The 20,332-nt window shown below is 70.1% G+C and carries 18 protein-coding genes and 1 pseudogene; 10 read left to right on the forward strand and 9 right to left on the reverse strand.

All coding sequences use genetic code 11. From position 1 onward, the window contains the following. Positions 1–7 precede the first annotated feature (7 nt). The 3 genes and pseudogenes from ACX80L_RS01925 to ACX80L_RS01935 all read left to right on the forward strand — a co-directional run bounded on the left by ACX80L_RS01925 (position 8) and on the right by ACX80L_RS01935 (position 1,614). Positions 8–619, forward strand: a complete 612-nt coding sequence (locus ACX80L_RS01925; protein ID WP_133081138.1) for a TetR/AcrR family transcriptional regulator — start codon at positions 8–10, stop codon at positions 617–619. Positions 620–886: 267 nt separating this feature from the next. Further along, positions 887–1,021 (forward strand): annotated as a pseudogene (locus tag ACX80L_RS01930) (type IV toxin-antitoxin system AbiEi family antitoxin domain-containing protein); the annotation flags it as partial. A gap of 353 nt (positions 1,022–1,374) precedes the next feature. Then, positions 1,375–1,614 (forward strand): hypothetical protein, encoded by a 240-nt coding sequence (locus ACX80L_RS01935; protein ID WP_459288097.1) that lies wholly within the window; start codon positions 1,375–1,377, stop codon positions 1,612–1,614. Between the two features lie 179 nt (positions 1,615–1,793). On the opposite strand, the gene paaZ is transcribed toward ACX80L_RS01935, so the two are convergent. From paaZ to ACX80L_RS01955, 4 genes are read right to left on the reverse strand one after another with little or no spacing between them, the layout of a single operon-like run. Beyond that, on the reverse strand, positions 1,794–3,881 hold the full coding sequence (paaZ, locus tag ACX80L_RS01940; RefSeq protein WP_459287329.1) for a phenylacetic acid degradation bifunctional protein PaaZ: 2,088 nt from the start codon (positions 3,879–3,881) through the stop codon (positions 1,794–1,796). Positions 3,882–3,895: 14 nt separating this feature from the next. Further along, the gene (locus ACX80L_RS01945; protein WP_459287331.1) at positions 3,896–4,837 is read right to left on the reverse strand and encodes a 3-hydroxyacyl-CoA dehydrogenase family protein; all 942 of its coding nucleotides are present in this window, start codon (positions 4,835–4,837) and stop codon (positions 3,896–3,898) included. Then, entirely contained in the window at positions 4,834–5,574 is a 741-nt protein-coding gene (locus tag ACX80L_RS01950) for an enoyl-CoA hydratase/isomerase family protein (protein WP_208740399.1), read from the reverse strand. The genes ACX80L_RS01945 and ACX80L_RS01950 overlap by 4 nt, the downstream gene beginning before the upstream one ends. After that, complete coding sequence (locus tag ACX80L_RS01955; RefSeq protein ID WP_459267297.1) at positions 5,574–6,782, reverse strand: acetyl-CoA C-acyltransferase; 1,209 nt, start codon at positions 6,780–6,782, stop codon at positions 5,574–5,576. Before ACX80L_RS01955 ends, ACX80L_RS01950 begins: the two co-directional genes overlap by 1 nt. Before the next feature lie 207 nt (positions 6,783–6,989). Between ACX80L_RS01955 and ACX80L_RS01960 the strand changes: the two genes are divergently transcribed. Continuing rightward, on the forward strand, positions 6,990–9,194 hold the full coding sequence (locus ACX80L_RS01960) for a S9 family peptidase (protein ID WP_459287333.1): 2,205 nt from the start codon (positions 6,990–6,992) through the stop codon (positions 9,192–9,194). On the opposite strand, the gene ACX80L_RS01965 is transcribed toward ACX80L_RS01960, so the two are convergent. From ACX80L_RS01965 to ACX80L_RS01985, 5 genes are read right to left on the reverse strand one after another with little or no spacing between them, the layout of a single operon-like run. Further along, on the reverse strand, positions 9,125–10,204 hold the full coding sequence (locus tag ACX80L_RS01965; protein WP_133081145.1) for a LacI family DNA-binding transcriptional regulator: 1,080 nt from the start codon (positions 10,202–10,204) through the stop codon (positions 9,125–9,127). The two genes, ACX80L_RS01960 and ACX80L_RS01965, sit on opposite strands and share 70 nt — an antisense overlap. Continuing rightward, the gene (locus ACX80L_RS01970) at positions 10,204–11,673 is read right to left on the reverse strand and encodes a GH1 family beta-glucosidase (protein ID WP_133081146.1); all 1,470 of its coding nucleotides are present in this window, start codon (positions 11,671–11,673) and stop codon (positions 10,204–10,206) included. Before ACX80L_RS01970 ends, ACX80L_RS01965 begins: the two co-directional genes overlap by 1 nt. Then, the gene (locus ACX80L_RS01975) at positions 11,670–12,584 is read right to left on the reverse strand and encodes a carbohydrate ABC transporter permease (RefSeq protein ID WP_133081147.1); all 915 of its coding nucleotides are present in this window, start codon (positions 12,582–12,584) and stop codon (positions 11,670–11,672) included. Before ACX80L_RS01975 ends, ACX80L_RS01970 begins: the two co-directional genes overlap by 4 nt. After that, a complete protein-coding gene (locus ACX80L_RS01980) occupies positions 12,581–13,570 on the reverse strand; it encodes a carbohydrate ABC transporter permease (protein WP_208740396.1) in 990 nt (329 codons plus the stop codon). Before ACX80L_RS01980 ends, ACX80L_RS01975 begins: the two co-directional genes overlap by 4 nt. 3 nt (positions 13,571–13,573) lie before the next feature. Beyond that, positions 13,574–14,866: an ABC transporter substrate-binding protein gene (locus ACX80L_RS01985; RefSeq protein ID WP_459287336.1), complete on the reverse strand. Its 1,293-nt coding sequence runs from the start codon at positions 14,864–14,866 to the stop codon at positions 13,574–13,576. A 447-nt stretch (positions 14,867–15,313) separates the two neighbouring features. On the opposite strand from ACX80L_RS01985, the gene ACX80L_RS01990 reads away from it, so the two are divergent. From ACX80L_RS01990 to ACX80L_RS02015, 6 genes are all read left to right on the forward strand, one after another. Next, positions 15,314–15,745 carry a PaaI family thioesterase gene (locus tag ACX80L_RS01990; RefSeq protein WP_459267301.1) on the forward strand — a complete coding sequence of 144 codons (432 nt, stop codon included), beginning with the start codon at positions 15,314–15,316 and terminating at the stop codon, positions 15,743–15,745. After that, entirely contained in the window at positions 15,742–16,608 is an 867-nt protein-coding gene (locus ACX80L_RS01995; RefSeq protein WP_459287338.1) for an SGNH/GDSL hydrolase family protein, read from the forward strand. The genes ACX80L_RS01990 and ACX80L_RS01995 overlap by 4 nt, the downstream gene beginning before the upstream one ends. A gap of 156 nt (positions 16,609–16,764) precedes the next feature. Next, positions 16,765–17,202, forward strand: coding sequence for a VOC family protein (locus ACX80L_RS02000; protein ID WP_459287340.1), 438 nt, complete (start codon positions 16,765–16,767; stop codon positions 17,200–17,202). Between the two features lie 61 nt (positions 17,203–17,263). After that, positions 17,264–18,217, forward strand: coding sequence for a 1,4-dihydroxy-2-naphthoyl-CoA synthase (locus ACX80L_RS02005; protein WP_459287342.1), 954 nt, complete (start codon positions 17,264–17,266; stop codon positions 18,215–18,217). 7 nt (positions 18,218–18,224) lie between these two features. Beyond that, positions 18,225–19,355 carry an AMP-binding protein gene (locus ACX80L_RS02010; RefSeq protein WP_459287344.1) on the forward strand — a complete coding sequence of 377 codons (1,131 nt, stop codon included), beginning with the start codon at positions 18,225–18,227 and terminating at the stop codon, positions 19,353–19,355. Positions 19,356–19,406: 51 nt separating this feature from the next. Continuing rightward, the gene (locus tag ACX80L_RS02015; protein WP_459287346.1) at positions 19,407–20,291 is read left to right on the forward strand and encodes a 1,4-dihydroxy-2-naphthoate polyprenyltransferase; all 885 of its coding nucleotides are present in this window, start codon (positions 19,407–19,409) and stop codon (positions 20,289–20,291) included. The last annotated feature ends 41 nt before the right edge of the window (positions 20,292–20,332 follow it).

Consider the following 20,332-nt stretch of genomic DNA (forward strand, 5'->3'; position numbering starts at 1 on the left):
TGGCGGTATGACTGTCGCCGGGCCCACTCCGATCCCCACCCGTCGCGGGCGGCCGGGCTACGACCAGCAGTCGGTCCTGGCGGTCGCCGTCGCCGCATTCAACCGCCACGGGTACGAGGCGACGTCGATGGGGATGCTGGCCGAGGAACTCGGCATCAGCAAGTCAGCCATCTACCACCACGTGCCGTCGAAGGGCGATCTCCTGCGGCTGGCCCTGGACCATGCCCTGGGCGGTCTCGAGTCGGTTCTCGAGGATGCGCGGGCGAGTGCGGGCCCGGCGGACGAGCGCCTGGAGTTCGTCCTGCGCGGGACCATCGCCGTCCTCACCGAGCGGCTGCCCTTCGTGACCCTCCTGCTGCGGCTGCGCGGCAACACGGACGTGGAGCGGGATGCCCTCGACCGGCGCCGGACCTTCGACCGCACGGTGGCGGGCCTGGTCGACGCCGCCCGCCACGAGGGATCCATCCGGGGCGACATCGACCCACGGACCACCACGCGCCTCATCTTCGGGACCATCAACTCGATCGTCGAATGGTACAGGCCGGGCGGTCCCCTCTCGGCGGACAAACTGGCCGACGACGTCATCGTCATGGTGTTCGACGGGCTGCACCGGCGCTGACCTGCTGCGCCCTGGCTGCTACCTGCTCCTTCCTGCTCCACGCTGTTGCCTGCTGCTTCCTGCTACACGCTGCTGCCTGTTCGCAGCGCTGCTGCCCGCTCCTTCCTGCTACACGCTGCTGCCTGCACGTTCCTCCCACCGACGGGCTCCGTTCGGTGGGCGTTCCCGAACATGCCCACCGATCCACCCCGATCAGTGGGCACACGTGTCGTCCACATAGACCCGCACCACGAGAGCCGCACCCAACCGCGGCGTCATGCTGCTGCCATGGACGTCGTCGCGCTACTGGCCCGATCAGGCGGAGTCGCGCGAGCACGCGATCTCCTGGCAGCGGGCGCCTCCCCCGCCCTCCTCACCAGGGCGGTGCGGAACGGCGTCGTGCTCCGGGTCGCCCGTGGCGTCTACGCCCTGCCGGACCACGACGCCGGAGCGCGGACGGCGCTGTCCCTGGGCAGCGAGCTGGGATGCATCAGCGCCGCGCAGCTCCGGGGGCTATGGGTGCTTCGTCCACCCCGCATGCTGCATGTCACAACCGACTCCGGGCATGGGATCGACAGTGACCGGGTGCGGGTCCATCGTGCTGCCCGTCCCGTCTCCGACCTCACGGTGTGCCTGCAGGTGATGCGCTGCCTCCCCGAACTCGATGCCCTGTGCATCGTCGAGTCCGCCGTGGTCCGCGGCTCGGTGTCGCTCGAGGACCTGCGGGGCAGGCCCTGGGGCGCAGATCCGGCTCCGTTCGCCGGATCGTGGGATCGGTGGACCCGCACGCCGAGTCGATCCTGGAGGCGGTCGCCCGGTACCACCTCCTCAGGGCCGGCTTCCAGATCTCGTCGCAGGTGCACATCCCGGGGGTGGGCCGCCTCGATCTCGTCGTCGACGGCGTTCTCGGCATCGAGGCCGATGACGGCAGCACCACAGCGACCGGCGGGAGTTCGAGGAGGACCGCCGCCGGTGGAACATCCTCACCACCCGGGGAGTCCCTGTCCTCCGCGTGACCCGGAGCCTGCTCTTCGATGCTCCCGGGCCGTTCATCCAGCTCGTACGGGCCACCCTCGCGACACGTTCCTCCCACTGATGGGGGCCGTTCGGTGGGAATGCCCGACCATGCCCGCCGACTCGCCCTGATCAGTGGGAGGAACCCGCCGTCAGCCCGGCCGGACGGGCCCACCCGCCGCTACTTCTGCACGAGGGTCAGGACGTCGTAGGTCGCCACGATCTCGTCGTCCTGGTTCTGCAGGACGGCGTCCCAGGCCACCTCGCCGTACTCGTCCGTCTCGCGCGGCGTGATGCGCTTCGCGGTCAGGGTCACACGGATCGAGTCGCCCGCGGCGACGGGCGTGATGAACCGGAGGTTCTCCAGCCCGTAGTTGGCGAGGACGGGCCCCGGAGCGGGGTCGACGAACAGGCCCGCACCCCAGGACAGCAGCAGGTAGCCGTGCGCCACGATCCCGGGGAAGAAGGGATTGGCGGCCGCCGCTTCCTCGTTCGTGTGGGCGTAGAACGTGTCACCCGTCGTCTCGGCGAACGCGGTGATGTCCGCCAGCGTCACCTCGCGGAGCTCCGAGCGCACGGCGTCGCCGATCCGCAGCACCGCGAGGTCCTTGCGGAACGGGTGGACGTCGTCGAACCGGTGGTCCGCGCCCGTGTGCCACTCCCCCGTGATGGCGGTGAGCATGTTCGGAGATCCCTGCACCGCCGTGCGCTGCATGTGGTGCAGGACCGAGCGCATGCCGCCGAGTTCCTCGCCGCCGCCCGCCCGTCCCGGGCCGCCGTGCACGAGATGCGGCACGGGCGAGCCGTGCCCGGTGGACGTCCGGGCGTCCTCGCGGTTGAGGATCAGCACGCGACCGTGGTGCGCTGCGATCCCCATCACCAGCTCCTGGGCCACCGCCGGATCGTTGGTGCACACGGTCGCTACGAGGGATCCCGAGCCGAGGGCCGCCAGGTGCACGGCGTGGGACAGATCGGCGTAGCCGATGACGGACGCGACCGGCCCGAACGCCTCGACGGAGTGGAGGGCACCTGCCTCCACGTCCTCCCAGGTGAGGAGCAGGGGCTCCATGAACGCGCCGCCCGGAACCGTGCCCCGGGTGTTGTCGGCACGCAGCACCTCCGGCGCGTCGAGCGATCCGAACGCGACGGCCCCACCGGAGGCCAGCAGTTCCCGCACCGAGCCGTGCACGCCCTCGAGCTGCTCGAGCGAGGCGAGCGCTCCCATGGTGACCCCTTCGGCGCGCGGGTCGCCGAGCGTGACCCGCGACCGGATGCGATCGCCCGCCGCGCGGACGACGTCGTCGACGAGGGCCTCGGGCACGATGGACCGACGGATACTGGTGCATTTCTGGCCGGCCTTGACGGTCATCTCGGTGACCAGCGATTTCACGAAGGCATCGAACTCGGGGGTGCCGGGAACGGCGTCGGGGCCGAGGATGGCCGCATTCAGCGAGTCCGTCTCGCACGTGAACCGCACGCCGCCGCGGGCCACCGAGGGGTGGGACTTCAGGTGGTTCGCGGTGGACGCCGAACCGGTGAAGGACACGAGGTCGCGATAGTCGAGGTGGTCGAGGATGTCGCGGGCGGGCCCGGAGACGAGCTGCAGGGAGCCCTCGGGGAGGATCGCCGAGCCGATGATCAGCTTCACGACGGCCGCCGCGAGGAAGCCCGTGGGCGTGGCGGGCTTCACGATGGTCGGCACACCGGCGAGGAACGCGGGAGCGAGCTTCTCGAGCATGCCCCACACCGGGAAGTTGAAGGCGTTGATCTGGACGGCGACGCCCGGTATGCGCGTGTGGATGTGCGTCCCGAGGAACGAGCCGTCCTTGGACAGCACCTCGGGCGGGCCGTCGACGATGACGTGGGAGTTCGGCAGCTCCCGGCGGCCCTTGGACCCGAAGGTGAACAGGACGCCGATGCCGCCGTCGATGTCCACCATGGAATCGACCTTCGTGGCTCCGGTCTTCGCGGACAGCTCGTAGAGCGGCTCGCGGTGCGCATTGAGGTGCTGCGCGAGCTCCTTGAGCTTCAGTGCGCGCTCGTGGAAGGTGAGGCGGCCCAGGGCCGCCTGCCCCGTGGTCCGCGCGAACCGGACGGCGGCCGCGGTGTCGATGCCGGCCGTGCTGACGACGGCGAGTTCCTCGCCCGTGCTGGCATCACGGACCACCGTGCCGTCGCCCTCCGCTGCCGAGCGGTCGGGGGTCCACCAGGCGTCCTCGAGGAAGCTGGGGACGACGTCGATCTGTACTCGTTCCGGGGCGGTTGTCATGGTCCGCTCGCCTTTCACTCGTGCTGCTGGAACGCCGGGCGCGTGCCGGCCTGTTCCTGTGGGGTCGGGTCCTGCCGGGTCGGGGGGACGGGCGGCGGCGGGGCGTCGTCCCAGTCGAAGAAGCCCTGGCCGCTCTTGCGTCCGAGCCGGCCCTGCGCCACCTTCTCGCGCAGGATCGCGGGTGGGGCGAAGCGTGGACCGAGCGTGGATTCGAGGTACTCCGCGATGCCGAGGCGCACGTCCAGTCCCACGATGTCGGTGGTGCGGAGCGGACCCACGGGGTGCCTGTAGCCGAGGACCATCGCCGCATCGATGTCCTCCGCCGTCGCCACGCCCTCCTCGAGCATCCGCATGGCCTCGAGGGCGATGGCGACACCGAGCCGCGAGCTCGCGAACCCCGGGGTGTCACGCACGACGACGGGCGTCTTGCCGAGCGCGTCCACCCAGGACCGCGCGGCCGCTTCGAGCGCCGCTGACGTCCCCGCTCCGAGGACCACCTCGATCAGGGTCGACGCCGGGACCGGGTTGAAGAAGTGGAGTCCGCAGAACCGCTCGGGCCGCTGCAGCACGGCCGCGAGCGCGTCCACGGACAGGGACGAGGTGTTCGTCGCGAGCCAGGCGGCGCCGTCGAGCACGTCCTCGACCGCCCGCAACGCCTGCCGCTTCAGGCCGAGGTCCTCCGGGACCGCCTCGACGACGAGCGAGCAGGGCGCGAAGGCGGCGTAGTCGGTGGAGACGGCGATCCGTGCGGACAGCCGGTCGAGGTCCTCCGTCGTCGTCCCGCGCTCCACGCTGCGCGCGAGGGCGTGCGTCACGCGCCCGAGCCCGGCCGATGCGGCCTCCTCGTCGCGCTCGACGACGACGACGTCGGACCCGGCGAGGCAGAAGGCGTGCGCGATGCCCGCGCCCATCCGCCCGCCACCGAGTACGCCGACACGGGTGGGGAATCCGCTCATGAGCCCTTCTTCCGGTCCAGGAACCGCTGCATGCGGTCGAACTTCGCCTCGGATTCGAACAGGACGGCCTGCGCCAGCTGGTCGATCAGGGGATGGGCCTCCCGTGGGGCATGGAACACGCTCTTGGTGATCCGCACGGCCAGCGGGTCCTGCCGGCCGATCCGGTCCGCGAGGTCGTGTGCGGCCGGCAGGAGGTCCTCCGGGGCGTGGATCGCGGTGATGAGCCGCGCGTCGAGCGCCTCCTCGGCGGTCAGGATGCGACCGGCCAGGAGGATCTCCAGTGCGAGGGGCTCCCCCACGAGCTCCCTGAGGCGCCAGGTCGCGCCGGCAGCCGGGAGGATGCCGAGGCCCGTCTCCGGATTGCCGATCCTCAGGCGGGGCGTGCCGAGCCGGAAGTCGGCGGCGAAGGCGAGTTCCGCTCCGCCGCCGAGGGCGTAGCCGTCGAGGGCGGCGATGACGGGCATGGGGAGGGCGGCGATCCGCGCGAAGAGCGTCGAGTTGATCCCTGCGAGGGCGTCGTCGCGCCGCCGCTCCCGCAGCTCGGCGATGTCGGCGCCCGACGCGAAGACGCCGTCGGACCCCAGGAGGATGAGCGTGCGCGGGGCGCGCTCGAGGTCACTGCAGACGGTGTGGAGTTCGTCGACCATCTGCCGGTCGATCGCATTGCGGACCTCGGGCCGGTGCAGTTCGACGACGAGCCGCGCCTCCCCCTCGGTGACCCGGAGAGCGGCGGGCATCAGACGGCCTCCACGAGCAGGGCCGTGCCCTGCCCCACGCCGACGCACATCGTCGCGAGGCCGAGGCGCCGCGCGGGGCCGGACAGTTCGCGCTCGAGCCGGCCCAGCAGCGTGACCGCGATCCGGGCGCCCGACGAGCCGAGCGGGTGGCCGAGGGCGATCGCGCCGCCGTCGCGGTTGACGATCTCCTCGTCGAGGCCGAGGCGGCGGATGCAGGCGAGCGACTGCGTGGCGAACGCCTCGTTGAGTTCGACGGCGCCGAGGTCGGCGACGGACAGGCCCGTGCGCTCGAGCACCCTGTGCGTGGCCGGGACCGGCCCGATCCCCATGATCTCCGGCGGGACGCCCGCGGACGCGCCCTCGAGGATACGCGCGCGCGGCGTCAGGCCGTAGCGCTCCACGGCCGCTTCGGAGGCGACGACGACGGCGGAGGCGCCGTCGTTGAGCGAACTCGAGTTCCCGGCCGTGACGATGCCGTCCGGCCGGACGACGGGTCGCAGCTTCGCGAGGACTTCGAGGGTGGTGTCCTCGCGGGGCCCCTCGTCGGTGTCCATGGAGAACGAGGTCCTGCCGCGGTTGACCTGGACGGGCACGATCTCGTCGTCGAACCGTCCCGCCTGCATGGCGGCGAGGGCGCGCTGGTGGGAGCGCAGGGCGAACGCATCGGCGTCGTCGCGCGTGATGCGGTCCAGGGCCGCGAGTTCCTCCGCCGTCTCGGGCATCGAGTAGGTGGCCTTGTCCCGTGCGGCGAGCAACGGGTTCGTGAAGCGCCAGCCGATCGAGGTGTCGAAGACGGCGCCGGGCCGGGCGAAGGCCTTGTCCGGCTTCTCCATCACCCAGGGGGCGCGGCTCATGGATTCGACGCCTCCGGCGACGACGACGTCCGCCGCCCCGGCCCGGACCATGTGGGATGCCATGATGATGGCCGAGAGGCCGGAGGCGCAGAGCCTGTTGACGGTGATACCGGGAACGCTGTCGGGGTAGCCGGCGAGCAGCGAGGCCAGGCGTGCCACGTTGCGGTTCTCCTCCCCGGCGCCGTTGGCGTTGCCGAGGATCACCTCGTCCACGGTGGCGGGGTCGACGCCGGCGCGCTGCACGACGGCGGAGAGGACGAGGGCCGCGAGGTCGTCCGGGCGGACGCCGGAGAGGGCTCCGCCGTACCGGCCGACGGGAGTGCGGACACCGCCCACCAGGAAAGCCTCGGCCATGGTCGTCTCCCTCGTCGTCGTGGTCCTGCCGGCGAATTACCGAACGTTCGTTCTGTAAAAGCCTGCTCCAGAATTGCACGCCCGTCCGGCCGGGTCAACCGGCCGCTCCCGGAAGCGCCGGCGCGGCACCCGAAGGGGCTGCGGAGGAATGGTGGAGGGCTCCCGGGGGGTCGGTGGGGCCCTGGCGGCAGTGGCGCCGGTGGCAAGATGGGAACCATGACCGCTGATGCCACCGCACTCGTCGTCCCCGTCCCGCCCCCGGCCAGCAAGGTGCCCCATGTGCGCACGCACCATGGCGACACCTTCGTCGACTCCTACGAGTGGATGCGCGACAAGGAGAGCCCCGAGCTGATCGACTACCTCCAGCGCGAGAACCGGTACGCGGAGGCCGTCACGCGCCACCAGGAACCGCTCCGCGAGGCCATCTTCGGCGAGATCAAGGAACGCACGCAGGAGACCGACCTCTCCGTCCCCGCCCGCAAGAAGGGGTGGTGGTACTACTCGCGCACCGAGGAGGGGAAGCAGTACGGCATCCAGTGCCGCGTGGCCGCGGAGGACACCGGGGATCTCGGCCGCGACTGGACGCCGCCCGAGGTGGTTCCCGGCCGGCCCGTCGAGGGCGAACAGATCCTCCTCGACGGCAACGAACTCGCCGAGGGCAAGCCCTTCTTCTCCCTCGGCGGCCTGTCCGTCACGGAGGACGGCACGCTGCTCGCGTACAGCGAGGACAACGCGGGTGACGAGCGCTTCACACTGCGCATCAAGGACCTCGGAACGGGCGAGCTCCTCCCCGACGAGGTGCCGGACGTCTTCTACGGACTGTCCTTCGCCCCCGACGGGACGCGCGTCTACTACACCGTCGTCGACGACTCCTGGCGCCCCTACCAGGTGCGGGTGCACACCCTGGGCACGCCGGTCGAGGAGGACGCCGTCGTCTACCAGGAGGACGACGTCGCGATGTGGACCGGCTTCGAGGTGTCGGCCGACCGCACGCAGCTCCTCATCAGCATCGGGTGTTCCGAGTACAGCGAGTACCGTGTCCTGGACCTCGCGGATCCCGGGGCCGGACTCACCACGCTGGTCCCCCGCGACGAGCGCATCCTGTACGACGCCGAGCCGGTCACCATCGCGGGCGTGCCGCACTACCTGCTGACCCACGACCGCGACGCGAAGAACTCCATGGTGAGCCTCGTGGCGGCGTCCGAATTCGCCAGGCCGCTCGCCGACCAGGAGTGGACGACGGTGCTCGCCCACGACGGCGCCGTGCGCGTCAACGGCCTCACGGTCACCCGCACGCACGTGGTGCTGTCGGTGCGGAAGGACACGATCGAACGGGTGCAGGTCCTCCCCCTCGCCGGCCTGGGGACGCCGGACCAGGGGCAGCCGACGGAACCGGACTTCGACGAGGAGCTGTTCACGAGCAACCTCGCCAACGCCGAGTTCGACTCCCCGATCATCCGGCTGTCCTACGCCTCCTACCTCACGCCGCCGCGCGTGTACGACTACGTCCTCGAGGACGGTACGCTGGCACTCCGCAAGGAGACGGAGGTGCGCGGCGGCTACGACCCCGCCTCCTACGTCGCGGAGCGCCAGTGGGCGCCGGCCGCGGACGGCACCCTGATCCCGCTCTCGGTCGTCCGCCGTGCGGAACTGTCCCCGGACGGCACGAACCCCGCCGTCATCTACGCCTACGGCAGCTACGAGGCGAGCATGGACCCTGCGTTCTCGATCGCCAGGCTGTCGCTGCTGGATCGGGGCATCATCTACGTCACCGCGCACATCCGCGGCGGCGGCGAGATGGGTCGCAGCTGGTACGACCAGGGCAAGAAGCTCGCGAAGAAGAACACCTTCACCGATTTCGTGGACGCCACCACGTACCTCGCCGACTCGGGCTGGGTGGACGCCGGCCGCATCGCGGCCATGGGCGGATCGGCGGGCGGGCTGCTCATGGGCGCCGTCGCGAACCTCGCACCCGAGAAGTACCGGGCCATCGTCGCGCAGGTGCCGTTCGTCGACGCCCTGACCACGATCCTCGATCCCGAGCTGCCCCTCTCGGCGCTCGAGTGGGAGGAGTGGGGGAACCCCATCACCGATGCGGAGGTGTACCGCTACATGAAGGAGTACACGCCCTACGAGAACGTCCGCCCCGTGGCCTATCCGCGCATCGCGGCGGTCACCAGCTTCAACGACACCCGGGTGCTCTACGTCGAGCCCGCCAAGTGGGTGGCGCAGCTCCGCGAGACGACGACCGGCAGCGAGCCGATCGTCCTCAAGACCGAGATGGACGGTGGCCACGGTGGAGCGAGCGGACGCTACTCCCGCTGGCGCGACGTGGCCTGGGACTACGCGTTCGCCGCGGACGCGGTGGGCGCCACCGCGGTGCTGGCGCGCTCCACCAGCTCCGTGGTGTAGATGACGGGCTCCGGGTGCGAGCCCGGGGCCTCGATCTCCTCGAGCAGCATGGTGCCGGCCTTCACGGCCATCCGGACCATGGGCTGGGTGATGGTGGTCAGGGGTGTCGGCGCGGTCTCCGCCACGGCATGGTTGTCGTAGCCGACCAGCGCGATGTCCCCCGGGACCGTCCTGCCCGCCGCCTGGACGACGTCGAGCACGCCGAGCGCCATGAGGTCCGAGGCCGCGAAGATCCCGTCGATCTCGGGGTGCTCGGCGAGCAGCCGGCGAGCCGCGGCCGCGCCGCCGTCCGTGGTGAAGTCCGCGTGGACCACGGGACCGTCGGGAAGCCCTGCATCGGCGAGACCGGCTCGCCAGCCGCGGAGGCGGTCGACGGCGGCGGTCATGTCCGCGGGGCCGGCGACCGTGGCGAGGCGCCGTCGCCCGATACCCGCGAGGTGCTGGGCGGCCAGGCGCCCGCCCCCGACGTTGTCGGTATCCACATAGGTGACGTCGAACGCCATGTCCCACGGCCGTCCGATGAAGATGGTGGGAAGGCCGGTCTCGGCCAGCGATCTGGCCCAGGAATCGGCCTTGTGGTGCGAGACCACGATGGCGCCGTCGACGTGCCCGCCCCGCAGGTAGCGCAGGGTGCGGGACGAGTCGTCCTCGGTCCGCGACATCAGCAGCACCAGTTGGACGTCGGTCTCCCGGAGGGCCTCCGTGATGCCGGTGATGACGACGGCGAAGAAGGGATCCATCATGACGCGGACGTCCGGCTCGGGGATCACCAGGGCGATCGAGGAGGTCCGGCGGGTCACCAGGCTGCGAGCCGCACGGTTCGGGATGTACCCGAGGGCGACGACGGCCCGGTCCACGGCCGCCTGCGCCTCGGGGCTGACCCGATCGCCGCCGTTGATGGCCCGGGACGCCGTGGACCGCGACACCCCGGCCGCCACGGCGAGGTCCTCGAGCGTGGGGCTCGGGCGGGCCGTGGTCGGGCGCAGCGACCGGGGCGGCGACGTGTTCATCACCTCGACAATACGGCACCGGCCTTCTCGGCGTCCGGCGACGACGGGCGCTCCGGCAGCTGGTTCGAAGCCGCGAGCCGCGCGTACCAGAGGGCACTCGCCTTCGGCGTCCGTTCCTGGGTCTCGTAGTCCACGCGCACCAGACCGAACCGCTGGTGGTACCCCCAGGCCCACTCGAAGTTGTCCATGAGCGACCAGGCGAGGTAGCCGCGCAGGTCGACGCCGTCGTCGATCGCGTCCTTCATGGCGCGGACGTGGACATCGAAGAACGCGAGGCGATCCTGGTCGTCCACGAAGCCGGACCCGTCCGCGGTGTCGTCGTACGCCGCGCCGTTCTCGGTGATGTAGAGGGGGATGCCCGCGGGCCCGGTGTACTCGTCCTGCAGCCGGTTGAGCAGGCGGCGGAGGCCCTCGGGCTGAACCTCCCAGTCCATCGCGGTGACCGGCAGGCCGCGCGGGACGGAGCGCACGCCGTGCGCGGCGACGTAGGGCGAGGAGACCGGGCGTTCGAGGGGGGCATGGCCCTCCTGGGGCGCGGCCTCGTCCGACGGCGTCTTCGTCACGGCCTCGCCGTGGTAGTAGTTCACGCCCAGGACGTCGATCGGCGTTGCGATGATCGCGAGGTCGCCGTCCCGGATCGCATCCGTCAGGCCGAGGTGCTCGACGTCCCGGAGGAGGTCCTCCGGGTACTCGCCGCGCAGCACGGGATCGACGAAGATGCGGTTGAACTGCCCGTCGATCCGGCGCGCGGCGTCGCGGTCCGCCTCGCTGGAGGGATCGAGCGGATCGGCAACCGTGAAGTTGAGCGTGATGCCGAGCGTCGCGTCCGCGTCGCGTCGGCGGAGCTCCTGCGTCGCGAGTCCGTGCCCGAGGAGCAGGTGATGGGCAGCGGCGAGGGCTGCCGTGGGCTCCTGCCGTCCGGGTGCGTGCACGCCGGCTGCGTAGCCGAGGAACGCCGCGCACCAGGGCTCGTTGAGGGTGGTCCAGATGCGGACGCGGTCACCGAGCGCCTCGTGCATGACTGCCGCGTACTCCGCGAACCGGTAGGCCGTCTCCCGGTTCGTCCAGCCGCCCTCGTCCTCGAGTGCCTGCGGCAGGTCCCAGTGGTACAGGGTGAGCCATGGCTTGATGCCGGCTTCGATGAGCTGGTCCACGAGGGTGGAGTAGAAGCGGATGCCCTCGATGTTCGGGGTCACCCCGTCCGGCATGCAGCGCGACCACGAGGTCGAGAAGCGGTAGGCCTGCAGGTTGAGGCTCTTCATCAGTGCGACGTCGTCGGCCGACCGGTGGTAGTGGTCGCAGGCCACGTCGCCGTTGTGTGCATCCGCCACGGCTCCGGGGACACGGGTGAAGGTGTCCCAGATGGAGGGCCCCCTGCCGCCTTCCCGGGCGGCGCCCTCGATCTGGTAGGCGGCTGTCGCCGCTCCCCAGAGGAAACCCTCGGGGAAGGTGATGTCGGTGCTGCTCATCCTTTGACTGCTCCTTGCATGATTCCTGAAACGAGTTGACGTCCCGCCACGGCGAAGAGGAGCAGGAGCGGGATGGTGGAGAGCACCGCTCCGGCGAGCACGATCGAGTAATCGACGAAGTGCGCGGCCTGGAGCAGCTGCAGCGCCACCGGGAGGGTGGGGTTGGACGGATCCAGCACGATGAACGGCCAGAAGAAGTTCGTCCAGGTGGCGACGAACGTGAACAGCGCGAGCATCGCCGCAGCCGGTCGGGCCGCGGGGAGACCAACGTACCAAAAGGCCTGGATCATGGAGGCACCGTCGATCCGGACGGCCTCGATGAGCTCGTCCGGCAGGGCATCCCGCAGGTACTGGGTCATCCAGAAGACGCCGAACGCCGTCACGATGCCGGGCACGATGACGGCCCAGAGCGAGCCGGTCCAGCCGAGCTTCGCCATCACGATGAACAGCGGCACCACGCCGAGCTGGGTGGGCACCGCCATCGTGGCGATCACGAACACCAGCAGGCCCTTGCTGCCCCGGAAGCGGAGCTTGGCGAAGGCGAAGCCGGCGAGGGTGGAGAACAGCACCACGGATGCCGCCGTGACGGTGGAGACGATGATGCTGTTGCTGAGCGCCTTCCAGAACGGGATGCTGTCCAGGACCGATGCCGCGTTGGCCAGGAAGTTGCCGCCCGGGATCATCGGCACGCCCTTGCTGATGACGGAGCTGTCATGGCTGCCGACCAGGAAGGACCACCAGAGCGGGAACACCGAGCCGAGGATGACCGCGCCGAGGAACCCGTAGGTGAGGAACCCGGGACGGCGCATGGTTCCGCCGGGTGCACCCCGGCGTCGCGCGCCGAGGCCCCGCTGGGCGGCGCGGGCCGCGCCCTTCCCTGCGGTCTGCTCGATCATGGGGATGGAGCTCATCGTCGGCCTCCCTGGTTCGCGATGCGGCGGGTGATGAGGAAGTTGGCCATCGCGATCACGACGATGATCAGGAACAGGAGCCAGGCGACCGCCGAGGCCCTGCCGAAGTTGCGCTGGCCCCAGCCGAGCTCCCAGATGTACATCGTCAGCGTCTGCCATTGCCGGTCCGCCCCGCCGAGACCCGCCTGGTCGAAGACCCGGGCCTCGTCGAAGATCTGCAGTCCGCCGATGGTGGCGGTGATGACCACGAAGATGATGGTGGGGCGCAGCATCGGCACGGTGACGGAGAAGAACTGCCGGAGGCGTCCGGCGCCGTCGATGGTCGCCGCCTCGTAGACGTCCCGGGGGATGGCCTGCATGGCGGCGAGGAAGATCAGCGCGTTGTACCCGGTCCACCGGAAGTTCACCATGGTCGCGATCGCCGCGTGGCTGGCGAGTGAATCGGAGTGCCAGCGGACCGGGTCCAGCCCTATCCCCGTCAACAGCTCGTTGAACAGGCCTGCCTGGTCAGCGAAGAGGTTGTTGAAGATCAACCCTACGGCCACGGGGGCCACCACGAAGGGGACGAGGACGCCCATCCGCCAGAACGTCCTGGCCCGCAGGTTGGCGTCGAGCACCGCGGCGATGGCGATGGCAAGGACGACCTGCGGGACGGACGAGAGGAGGAAGATGCTGAACGTATTGCCTACCGCGTTCCAGAAGAACGGCTGCGCGAGCACGAACTCGTAGTTCTCCAGTGCCGTGAAATCGCCCTGGCCCCCGATGAGGTTCCAGCTGTGGAGCGAGACCCATGCCGTGTAGAGCAGGGGGAACAGGCCCGTGATGGCGAAGAGCAGGAAGAACGGTGAGATGTAGAGATACGGAGACAGCTTGACGTCCCACTTCGACACCTTCTGGGAGAAGGCCAGGCGCTTCACGCGAGTCTCGCGTGAGGTCCGCCGATTCGTGTTGGGAGGTGGGGATTGGACCCGGTCCGTGACGGCCATCGGCTACAGAGCGCCCACAGCGGTGGTGAACTTCTCCCAGGAGGAGGCGGGGTCATCGGTCTCGTCGACGTCGACACGGGTCAGGGCCTGCTGCATCGCATCGTTGATGGCGAAGTACTTGGGGCCCTTGAACGGCGTGACCTCGACGGCGGTGGCCCGATTGGCGAGAATCTGGCCGGTGGGTGCGTCGTTGAAGAACGGATCGACCTGTCCCTGCAGCTCCTCGCTCTCGAGCGCCTCGACCTGGCTGGGGAACGTGCCCTTCGACTCGAAGGCCTTGATCTGCTGCTCCGGGGCGGTCAGCCACTCGGCGAGCTTCTTCGCCTCGGCCTGGTTCTCGCCCTGGGTGGGGACGGTCAGGTAGGAGCCGCCCCAGTTGCCGCCGCCGCCGGGGAAGACATCGGCGATGTCCCAGCCCTCGACGCCCTCGGCGTTGCCCTCGATGACTCCGAGCATCCAGCCCGGGCAGAGCTTCGTGGCGAACGCGTCGGACTGGAAGCTCGCCACCCAGTCGTCCTCCCACTGCGTGAGGTGCGCGGAGAGCCCGTCCGTGACGGACGCCTGAAGGACCTGCTCGTAGATGTCCTTGACCTCGGGGTTCTCGGTGGCGATCACCGTGCCGTCGTTGTCCTCGTAGGCGTTCTGGACCTGGTTGATCATGCCCTGGTAGGTGGCGCCGGCGGAATCGAACCACGCGACGCCGTCGCTGGAGGCCACGAATTCCTTACCGGCGTCGAAGTAGTCCTGCCAGGAGCCGTCGAGCAACGCGGCGACGGACTCGCGATCGCTGGGCAGCCCGGCCTTCTCGAACAGGTCGGCCCGGTAGCACACGCCCTGGGGGCCGGCGTCGGTGCCGTACCCGATGAGCTGTCCGTCCTCCGTGGTGGCGGCTTCCGTCTTCCAGTCGAGCCAGCGGCCCTCGACGGCCGGGTCGGTGAGGTCGGCGAACTGGTCGGGGAACTCGAGCAGCTCGGGCAGCCAGTCGACCTCGATGCCTTCGATGTCGGACAGCCCGGACCCTGCGGCCAGACGGGTGGTGAGATTGTCGCGGGCCTCGTTGGAGGTGGCGGCCTTCTTGTGATTGATCGTGACGTTCGGGTTGAGCTGCTCGTACTCCTCGAAGAGCTCCTCGTAGCCGAATTCGTTGAACGTCCCGACGGAGAGGGTGACGTCGTCCGTACCGGTCTCGCCCTCGACTCCGGCGTTGTCCGAACCGCCGGATCCACAGGCGGTGAGGGCCAGGGCGAGGCATGCCGCCGTAGCGGAAAGTGCGGTGATGCGTGCTCTGCTGTGCACGGTTGACTCCTTTGTCAGCTTGATTCCGCCGCCGGTTGCAGCGGACTCGGGTGAGCATCCCTGGCGGACGCAGTGTCCGGACGGGTTCGGGCCGGGGCCGATCCTGTCGGCGGCCTCCGGTGGGTTGGCGGCGGCGGGTTGCGGGAGCACCCGGAGCCCGCCGCCGACGCGGGATGATGATGTCGGCGGGATCGCCGTCCTCCGGCAGATCAGTTCCGGTGGGAGCGCTCTCACGACGTGCCACTCATCCTGACTGTGACGTACGGCACTGTCAAGTGGGAGCGCTTCCACCATCACGGGATGGGAAAAAGCTGGACTATCGCCGCAGGTCAGACGCCGATCACGGTATCGGACGTGACCCTACTGTTATGTGGCGGCGGTACCGGCGGACGTGCCGCCGCTAGAGTTGCGCTCACCCGGTACCCGACCACGAGGAGTTCACAGGCGATGAGCCAGGAGTCTTTCCCCCCATGGACCATCACGCTCGGCGAGCTCGACGAGAAGATGGGTGTCGTGATTTTGGAGCAGTCGGCGGAGCGCGTCGTCGCGACGATGCCGGTGGAGGGCAACCGCCAGTCCTTCGGCCTCCTTCACGGAGGGGCGTCGCTCGCGGTCGGAGAAGCCGTGGGCTCCTGGGCGGCGGTCATCCATGCCTCCACCCTCGGGAAGACTGCTGTGGGGGTGGACGTCTCCGCGACGCACCACCGCGGCGCCCGCGAGGGAACGGTGACGATCACCGCCACGCCGATCCAGCTCGGCCGCACCCTGACCACGCACGAGGTGCTGCTGACCGACGACGCCGGGCAGCGGCTCTGCACCCTCCGCATCACCAATCTGCTCCTGGACAAGCCGCATTCCGCGAGTACCGTTAGGCCATGACCTCCGCCACGCGTGCCCGCAGGACCCGTTCCACCCGATTCGTCGCCCTCGCTCTCGTGGCGTCCGCGGCGCTGGTCGGCGGGGCCGCCGGCCCCGCCGCAGCCGCACCCAAGGCACCCCTGTCGTATGTTGCCCTCGGTGACTCCTACGCGTCCGGATTCGGTGCCGGCTCGTACGTCAACGGCTGCGGCCAGTCGCCACTCGGACTGCCCGGGATCCTCGACGGGAAGAAGCAGGTCGACCTGGTCGCCGATGCCACCTGCGCCGGAGCGAAGGTCGTCACGGAACCGGGCGGCGCCGTCGACCTCCCGGAGCAGGTGGCGGGCACGACCGCCGCCCGAGCACTGTCGGCGGACACCGACCTCGTGACCATCTCGGCAGGCGGCAACGACGCTGGCTTCGGGGAGGTCGCAGGGGTGTGTGCAACCCAGTCCCCCGCGATCTGCGCACAGTTCATCGCGGCCAAGAACGCCGCCGCGCTCCCCGTGCTCGACCGCACCCTCGATGCCCTGTACGACTCCATCGACGCGGCGGCCCCGAATGCCACGGTGGTCGTGACCGGCTACCCCCACCTGTTCTCCCCCGAGTTCGGGACCCCGGTCATCCCGATCGCCTCGCAGACCGCGTTCAACGCGGGCACCGATGCCCTCAACGCCGTGATCCGCACCCAGGCCGAGACGCACGGCTTCACCTTCGTCGACCTGGTCCCGAAGTTCGAGGGCCACGGGCTCGGCTCCACGGACCCCTGGATCACCTTCCGGGCAGGAGCCTCCGACAACCTGCACCCCACCGCGGAGGGCTACAAGTCCGGGTACTACCCCGCGGTACGCAGTGCCGTGAACTTCTCCCAACTGCAGCGCTAGGGGCTCCGTCCGCCGGGCCCGCGGGGGTCCGGCGGAGTCACCAGGACGGCCGCCGACGTCGACCGCACACCCCTCGTGCACGTCCGGCACGCTCCCCCGACACCTTCCGCCGGCCCGCCCCTTCAGAAACAGGGCTGGTGGGCCTACCCTGTCGCCATGCCCTTCTCCATCCAGATCTCGATCGACTGCGCGGACCCGCACGCCCAGGCGGACTGGTGGGCGGAGACCCCCGACTGGGTCGTCGAACCCACCGACGAAGCGTTCCTCGACCGGATGATCGCGGAGGGCTTCGCCAGCGAGACGGACGTGATCGTCCACAGCGGCAAGCGGGTCTGGAAGGACGGAACGGCGATCTGCCGGGCCGACGACGTCGGCCGGGCCGGCCGGGAGCGCATCCTGTTCCAGCCGGTCCCCGAACCCAAGGTCGCCAAGAACAGGGTGCACCTGGACATCAACCTCGGCGGCGCCGACAGGGACGAGCAGCGGACCCGGCTCGAGGCGCGGGGTGCCCGCTACCTGGCACGGCACTCCCAGGGACCGCACGCCTGGTACGTCATGCTCGACCCCGAGGACAACGAGTTCTGTATCGCCTGACGCCCCCGTACGACGCCGGGGGCGGGACGGGTCGGCGCCGTTCCGCCGCTAGACTCGACGGGTGACTTCAGAGCTGCCCGCCAAGGTATCCGACATCTTCGACCCGACCCGATGGCGGGTCGTGGCGGGTTTCGAGGACTTCGCGGACATGACCTACCACCGCCAGGTGGAGCGCGACGCCGACGGCGCCGTGGTGCGCGACCTCCCGACCGTACGCATCGCCTTCGACCGTCCCGAGGTCCGCAATGCGTTCCGCCCGGGTACCGTCGACGAGCTGTACCGCGCCCTCGACCACGCCCGCATGACGCCCGACGTCGCGACCGTGCTGCTGACCGGCAATGGTCCCAGCCCCCGCGACGGCGGCCACTCCTTCTGCTCGGGAGGCGACCAGCGCATCCGGGGCCGTGACGGATACCGGTACGCGGAAGGCGAGACCGGGGAGACGATCGATCCTGCCCGTGCAGGGCGCCTCCACATCCTCGAGGTGCAACGGCTCATCCGGACCATGCCCAAGGTCGTCGTCGCCGTCGTCAACGGCTGGGCGGCGGGCGGTGGCCACAGCCTGCACGTCGTGGCGGACCTGACCATCGCCTCGGCGCAGCACGGCCGGTTCAAGCAGACCGATGCGACCGTCGGCAGCTTCGATGCGGGATACGGGTCGGCCCTCCTGGCCCGGCAGATCGGGCAGAAGAGGGCACGTGAGATCTTCTTCCTGGCGCGTGAGTATTCCGCGCAGGACATGGTGGAGATGGGCGCGGTGAACGAGGCCGTGGACCACGAGGAACTCGAGGTGGCGGCGCTGGCCTACGCGGCGGACATCGCCCGGCAGAGCCCGCAGGCGATCCGCATGCTGAAGTTCGCCTTCAACCTTGCCGACGACGGACTCGCGGGCCAGCAGGTCTTCGCCGGCGAGGCGACACGCCTGGCCTACATGACCGACGAGGCGGTGGAGGGGAGGGATGCCTTCCTCGAGAAGCGTGCGCCGGACTGGTCCTCGTTCCCCTACTACTTCTAGGAGCCACGTGGAACTCCTTCCCGTGCACACCCCCGAGGGCTTCGACCCGCTGGGACTGCTGAAACCCCTCGCCGCCGCACTCTCGGGCGAGGGACCCGCCGTCGCGCCCCATGTACTGCCGGGCCAGGTCTTCGACGGCACCCTGCCGAACGACGAGATCGCTGCCGTCATCAGCACGTCGGGATCGACGGGGACACCCAAGCAGACGATGCTCAGCGTCGACGCGCTCGCTGCCTCGGCGATGGGCACCGCGTTCGCGCTGAAGGCCGAGGGCCAGTGGCTGCTCACCCTCCCCGTGCACTACGTGGCCGGGTTCCAGGTCCTCGTCCGCTCCCTGTACGCAGGCACCCAGCCCTGGGTCATGGACACCTCCGCCGGCTTCACCGCAGAGTCCTTCACCGATGCGGCCGCCGAGCTGACGGACCGCGTCCGGTTCACCTCGCTGGTCCCCACGCAGCTCCACCGCCTGCTGGCCGATCCGTCGCCGGAGACGCTGAGGCTCCTGCGCCGCTTCGATGCCATCCTGCTCGGCGGGGCGCCCGCCGGGGCCTCCCTGCGGTCCCTCGCGCGCAGCCAGGATCTGAAGATCGTCGAGACCTACGGCATGAGCGAGACCTGCGGCGGCTGTGTCTACGACGGGACCCCGCTCGATGGCGTCGAGCTCCGCTCCGTGGACGGGCGTCTACGCATCGGCGGGGCGGTCCTCGCCGACGGTTACCTCGATGCGCCCGCCCTCACCGAGGAGAAGTTCGTGTTCAACTCGGGGCGGCGCTGGTTCGTCACGGACGACGCCGGGGACGTGGCACTCGACGGCGCCGTCACCGTGCACGGACGGCTCGACGACGTCATCATCACGGGTGGGCTGAAGGTCTCCGCCATGAAGGTGTCGGACGTCATCCAGGCCCTGCCCGGCGTCGAGCAAGCAATCGTGCTCGGTATCCGGAGCGAGGAATGGGGCGCTGCCGTCGCGGCCGCGATCGTGGGCGATGTCGACGCCGAGGTGATCCGCCAGGCTGTCCACGTCGAACTCGGGGCACACGCCGTCCCCAAGTCCATCGTCACGCTCGACGCCTTCCCCCTGCTGCCCGGCGGCAAGCCGGACCGCCGCACCGTCCGCTCGCTCCTCGAACGCGCCTGAGCGTCCGAGGACACCAGAAGCACCACCGACCCGACCAGAAGGAAACCTCCCGTGGCGACTGCCGCTCAATGGCTTGAAGGAGCCCGTCCCCGCACCCTCCCCATGGCCCTCGCACCGGTGATCATCGGCAGCGCGGCCGCGTTCGGCCTCGGATCCTTCAAGCCGCTCAACGCAGTGCTCGCCGCCTTCGTGTCCGTGCTGCTGCAGGTGGGCGTGAACTACGCGAACGACTACTCCGACGGCATCCGCGGGACCGACGACGAGCGGGTGGGTCCGCTCCGCCTGACCGGATCGGGGGTGGCCCAGCCCCGCCAGGTGAAGCACGCCGCCTTCGCGTGCTTCGGCCTTGCCATGCTGGCCGGGCTGGCGCTGGTGATCCTGGCCCAGGCCTGGATCCTCCTCCTGGTCGGGGTGGGCTGCATCGCGGCCGCCTGGGGATACACGGGAGGGAAGAACCCCTACGGGTACCTCGGCCTCGGTGATCTGTTCGTCTTCGTCTTCTTCGGGCTGGTCGCCACCCTCGGCACCACCTTCACCCAGGCGGACCAGCTCAGCGCCGCCGCCTGGATCGGTGCGGTGAGTACCGGCCTGATCGCCATGGCGCTCCTGATGGCCAACAACGTCCGCGACATCCCGACGGACAGCGTGGTGGGCAAGAGGACCCTCGCCGTGCGACTCGGTGATCCGGCCGCCCGCATCAGCTACGTCATGATGCTCGCGGCGGCGGTCCTGCTGCCCCTGTTCCTCAGCTACGACTACCCGTGGGTGCTGCTGGTGCTGCTGCTGATCCCGGCGTGCCTCCAGCCGAGCTGGTTGATGCTCACGGGCAAGAAGCGCGGGAGCCTGATCCCGGTGCTGAAGCAGACGGGCCTGATCAACCTGGCGTTCAGCCTCCTCTTCACGGCAGGCATCGTCGTCACGACGGTCCTCGCCTAGGCGGAGCCGGCCGGACTGCCTGAAGGGTGCCGGCGGGACCG

The organism is Arthrobacter sp. MDT1-48-3 (assembly GCF_054511015.1).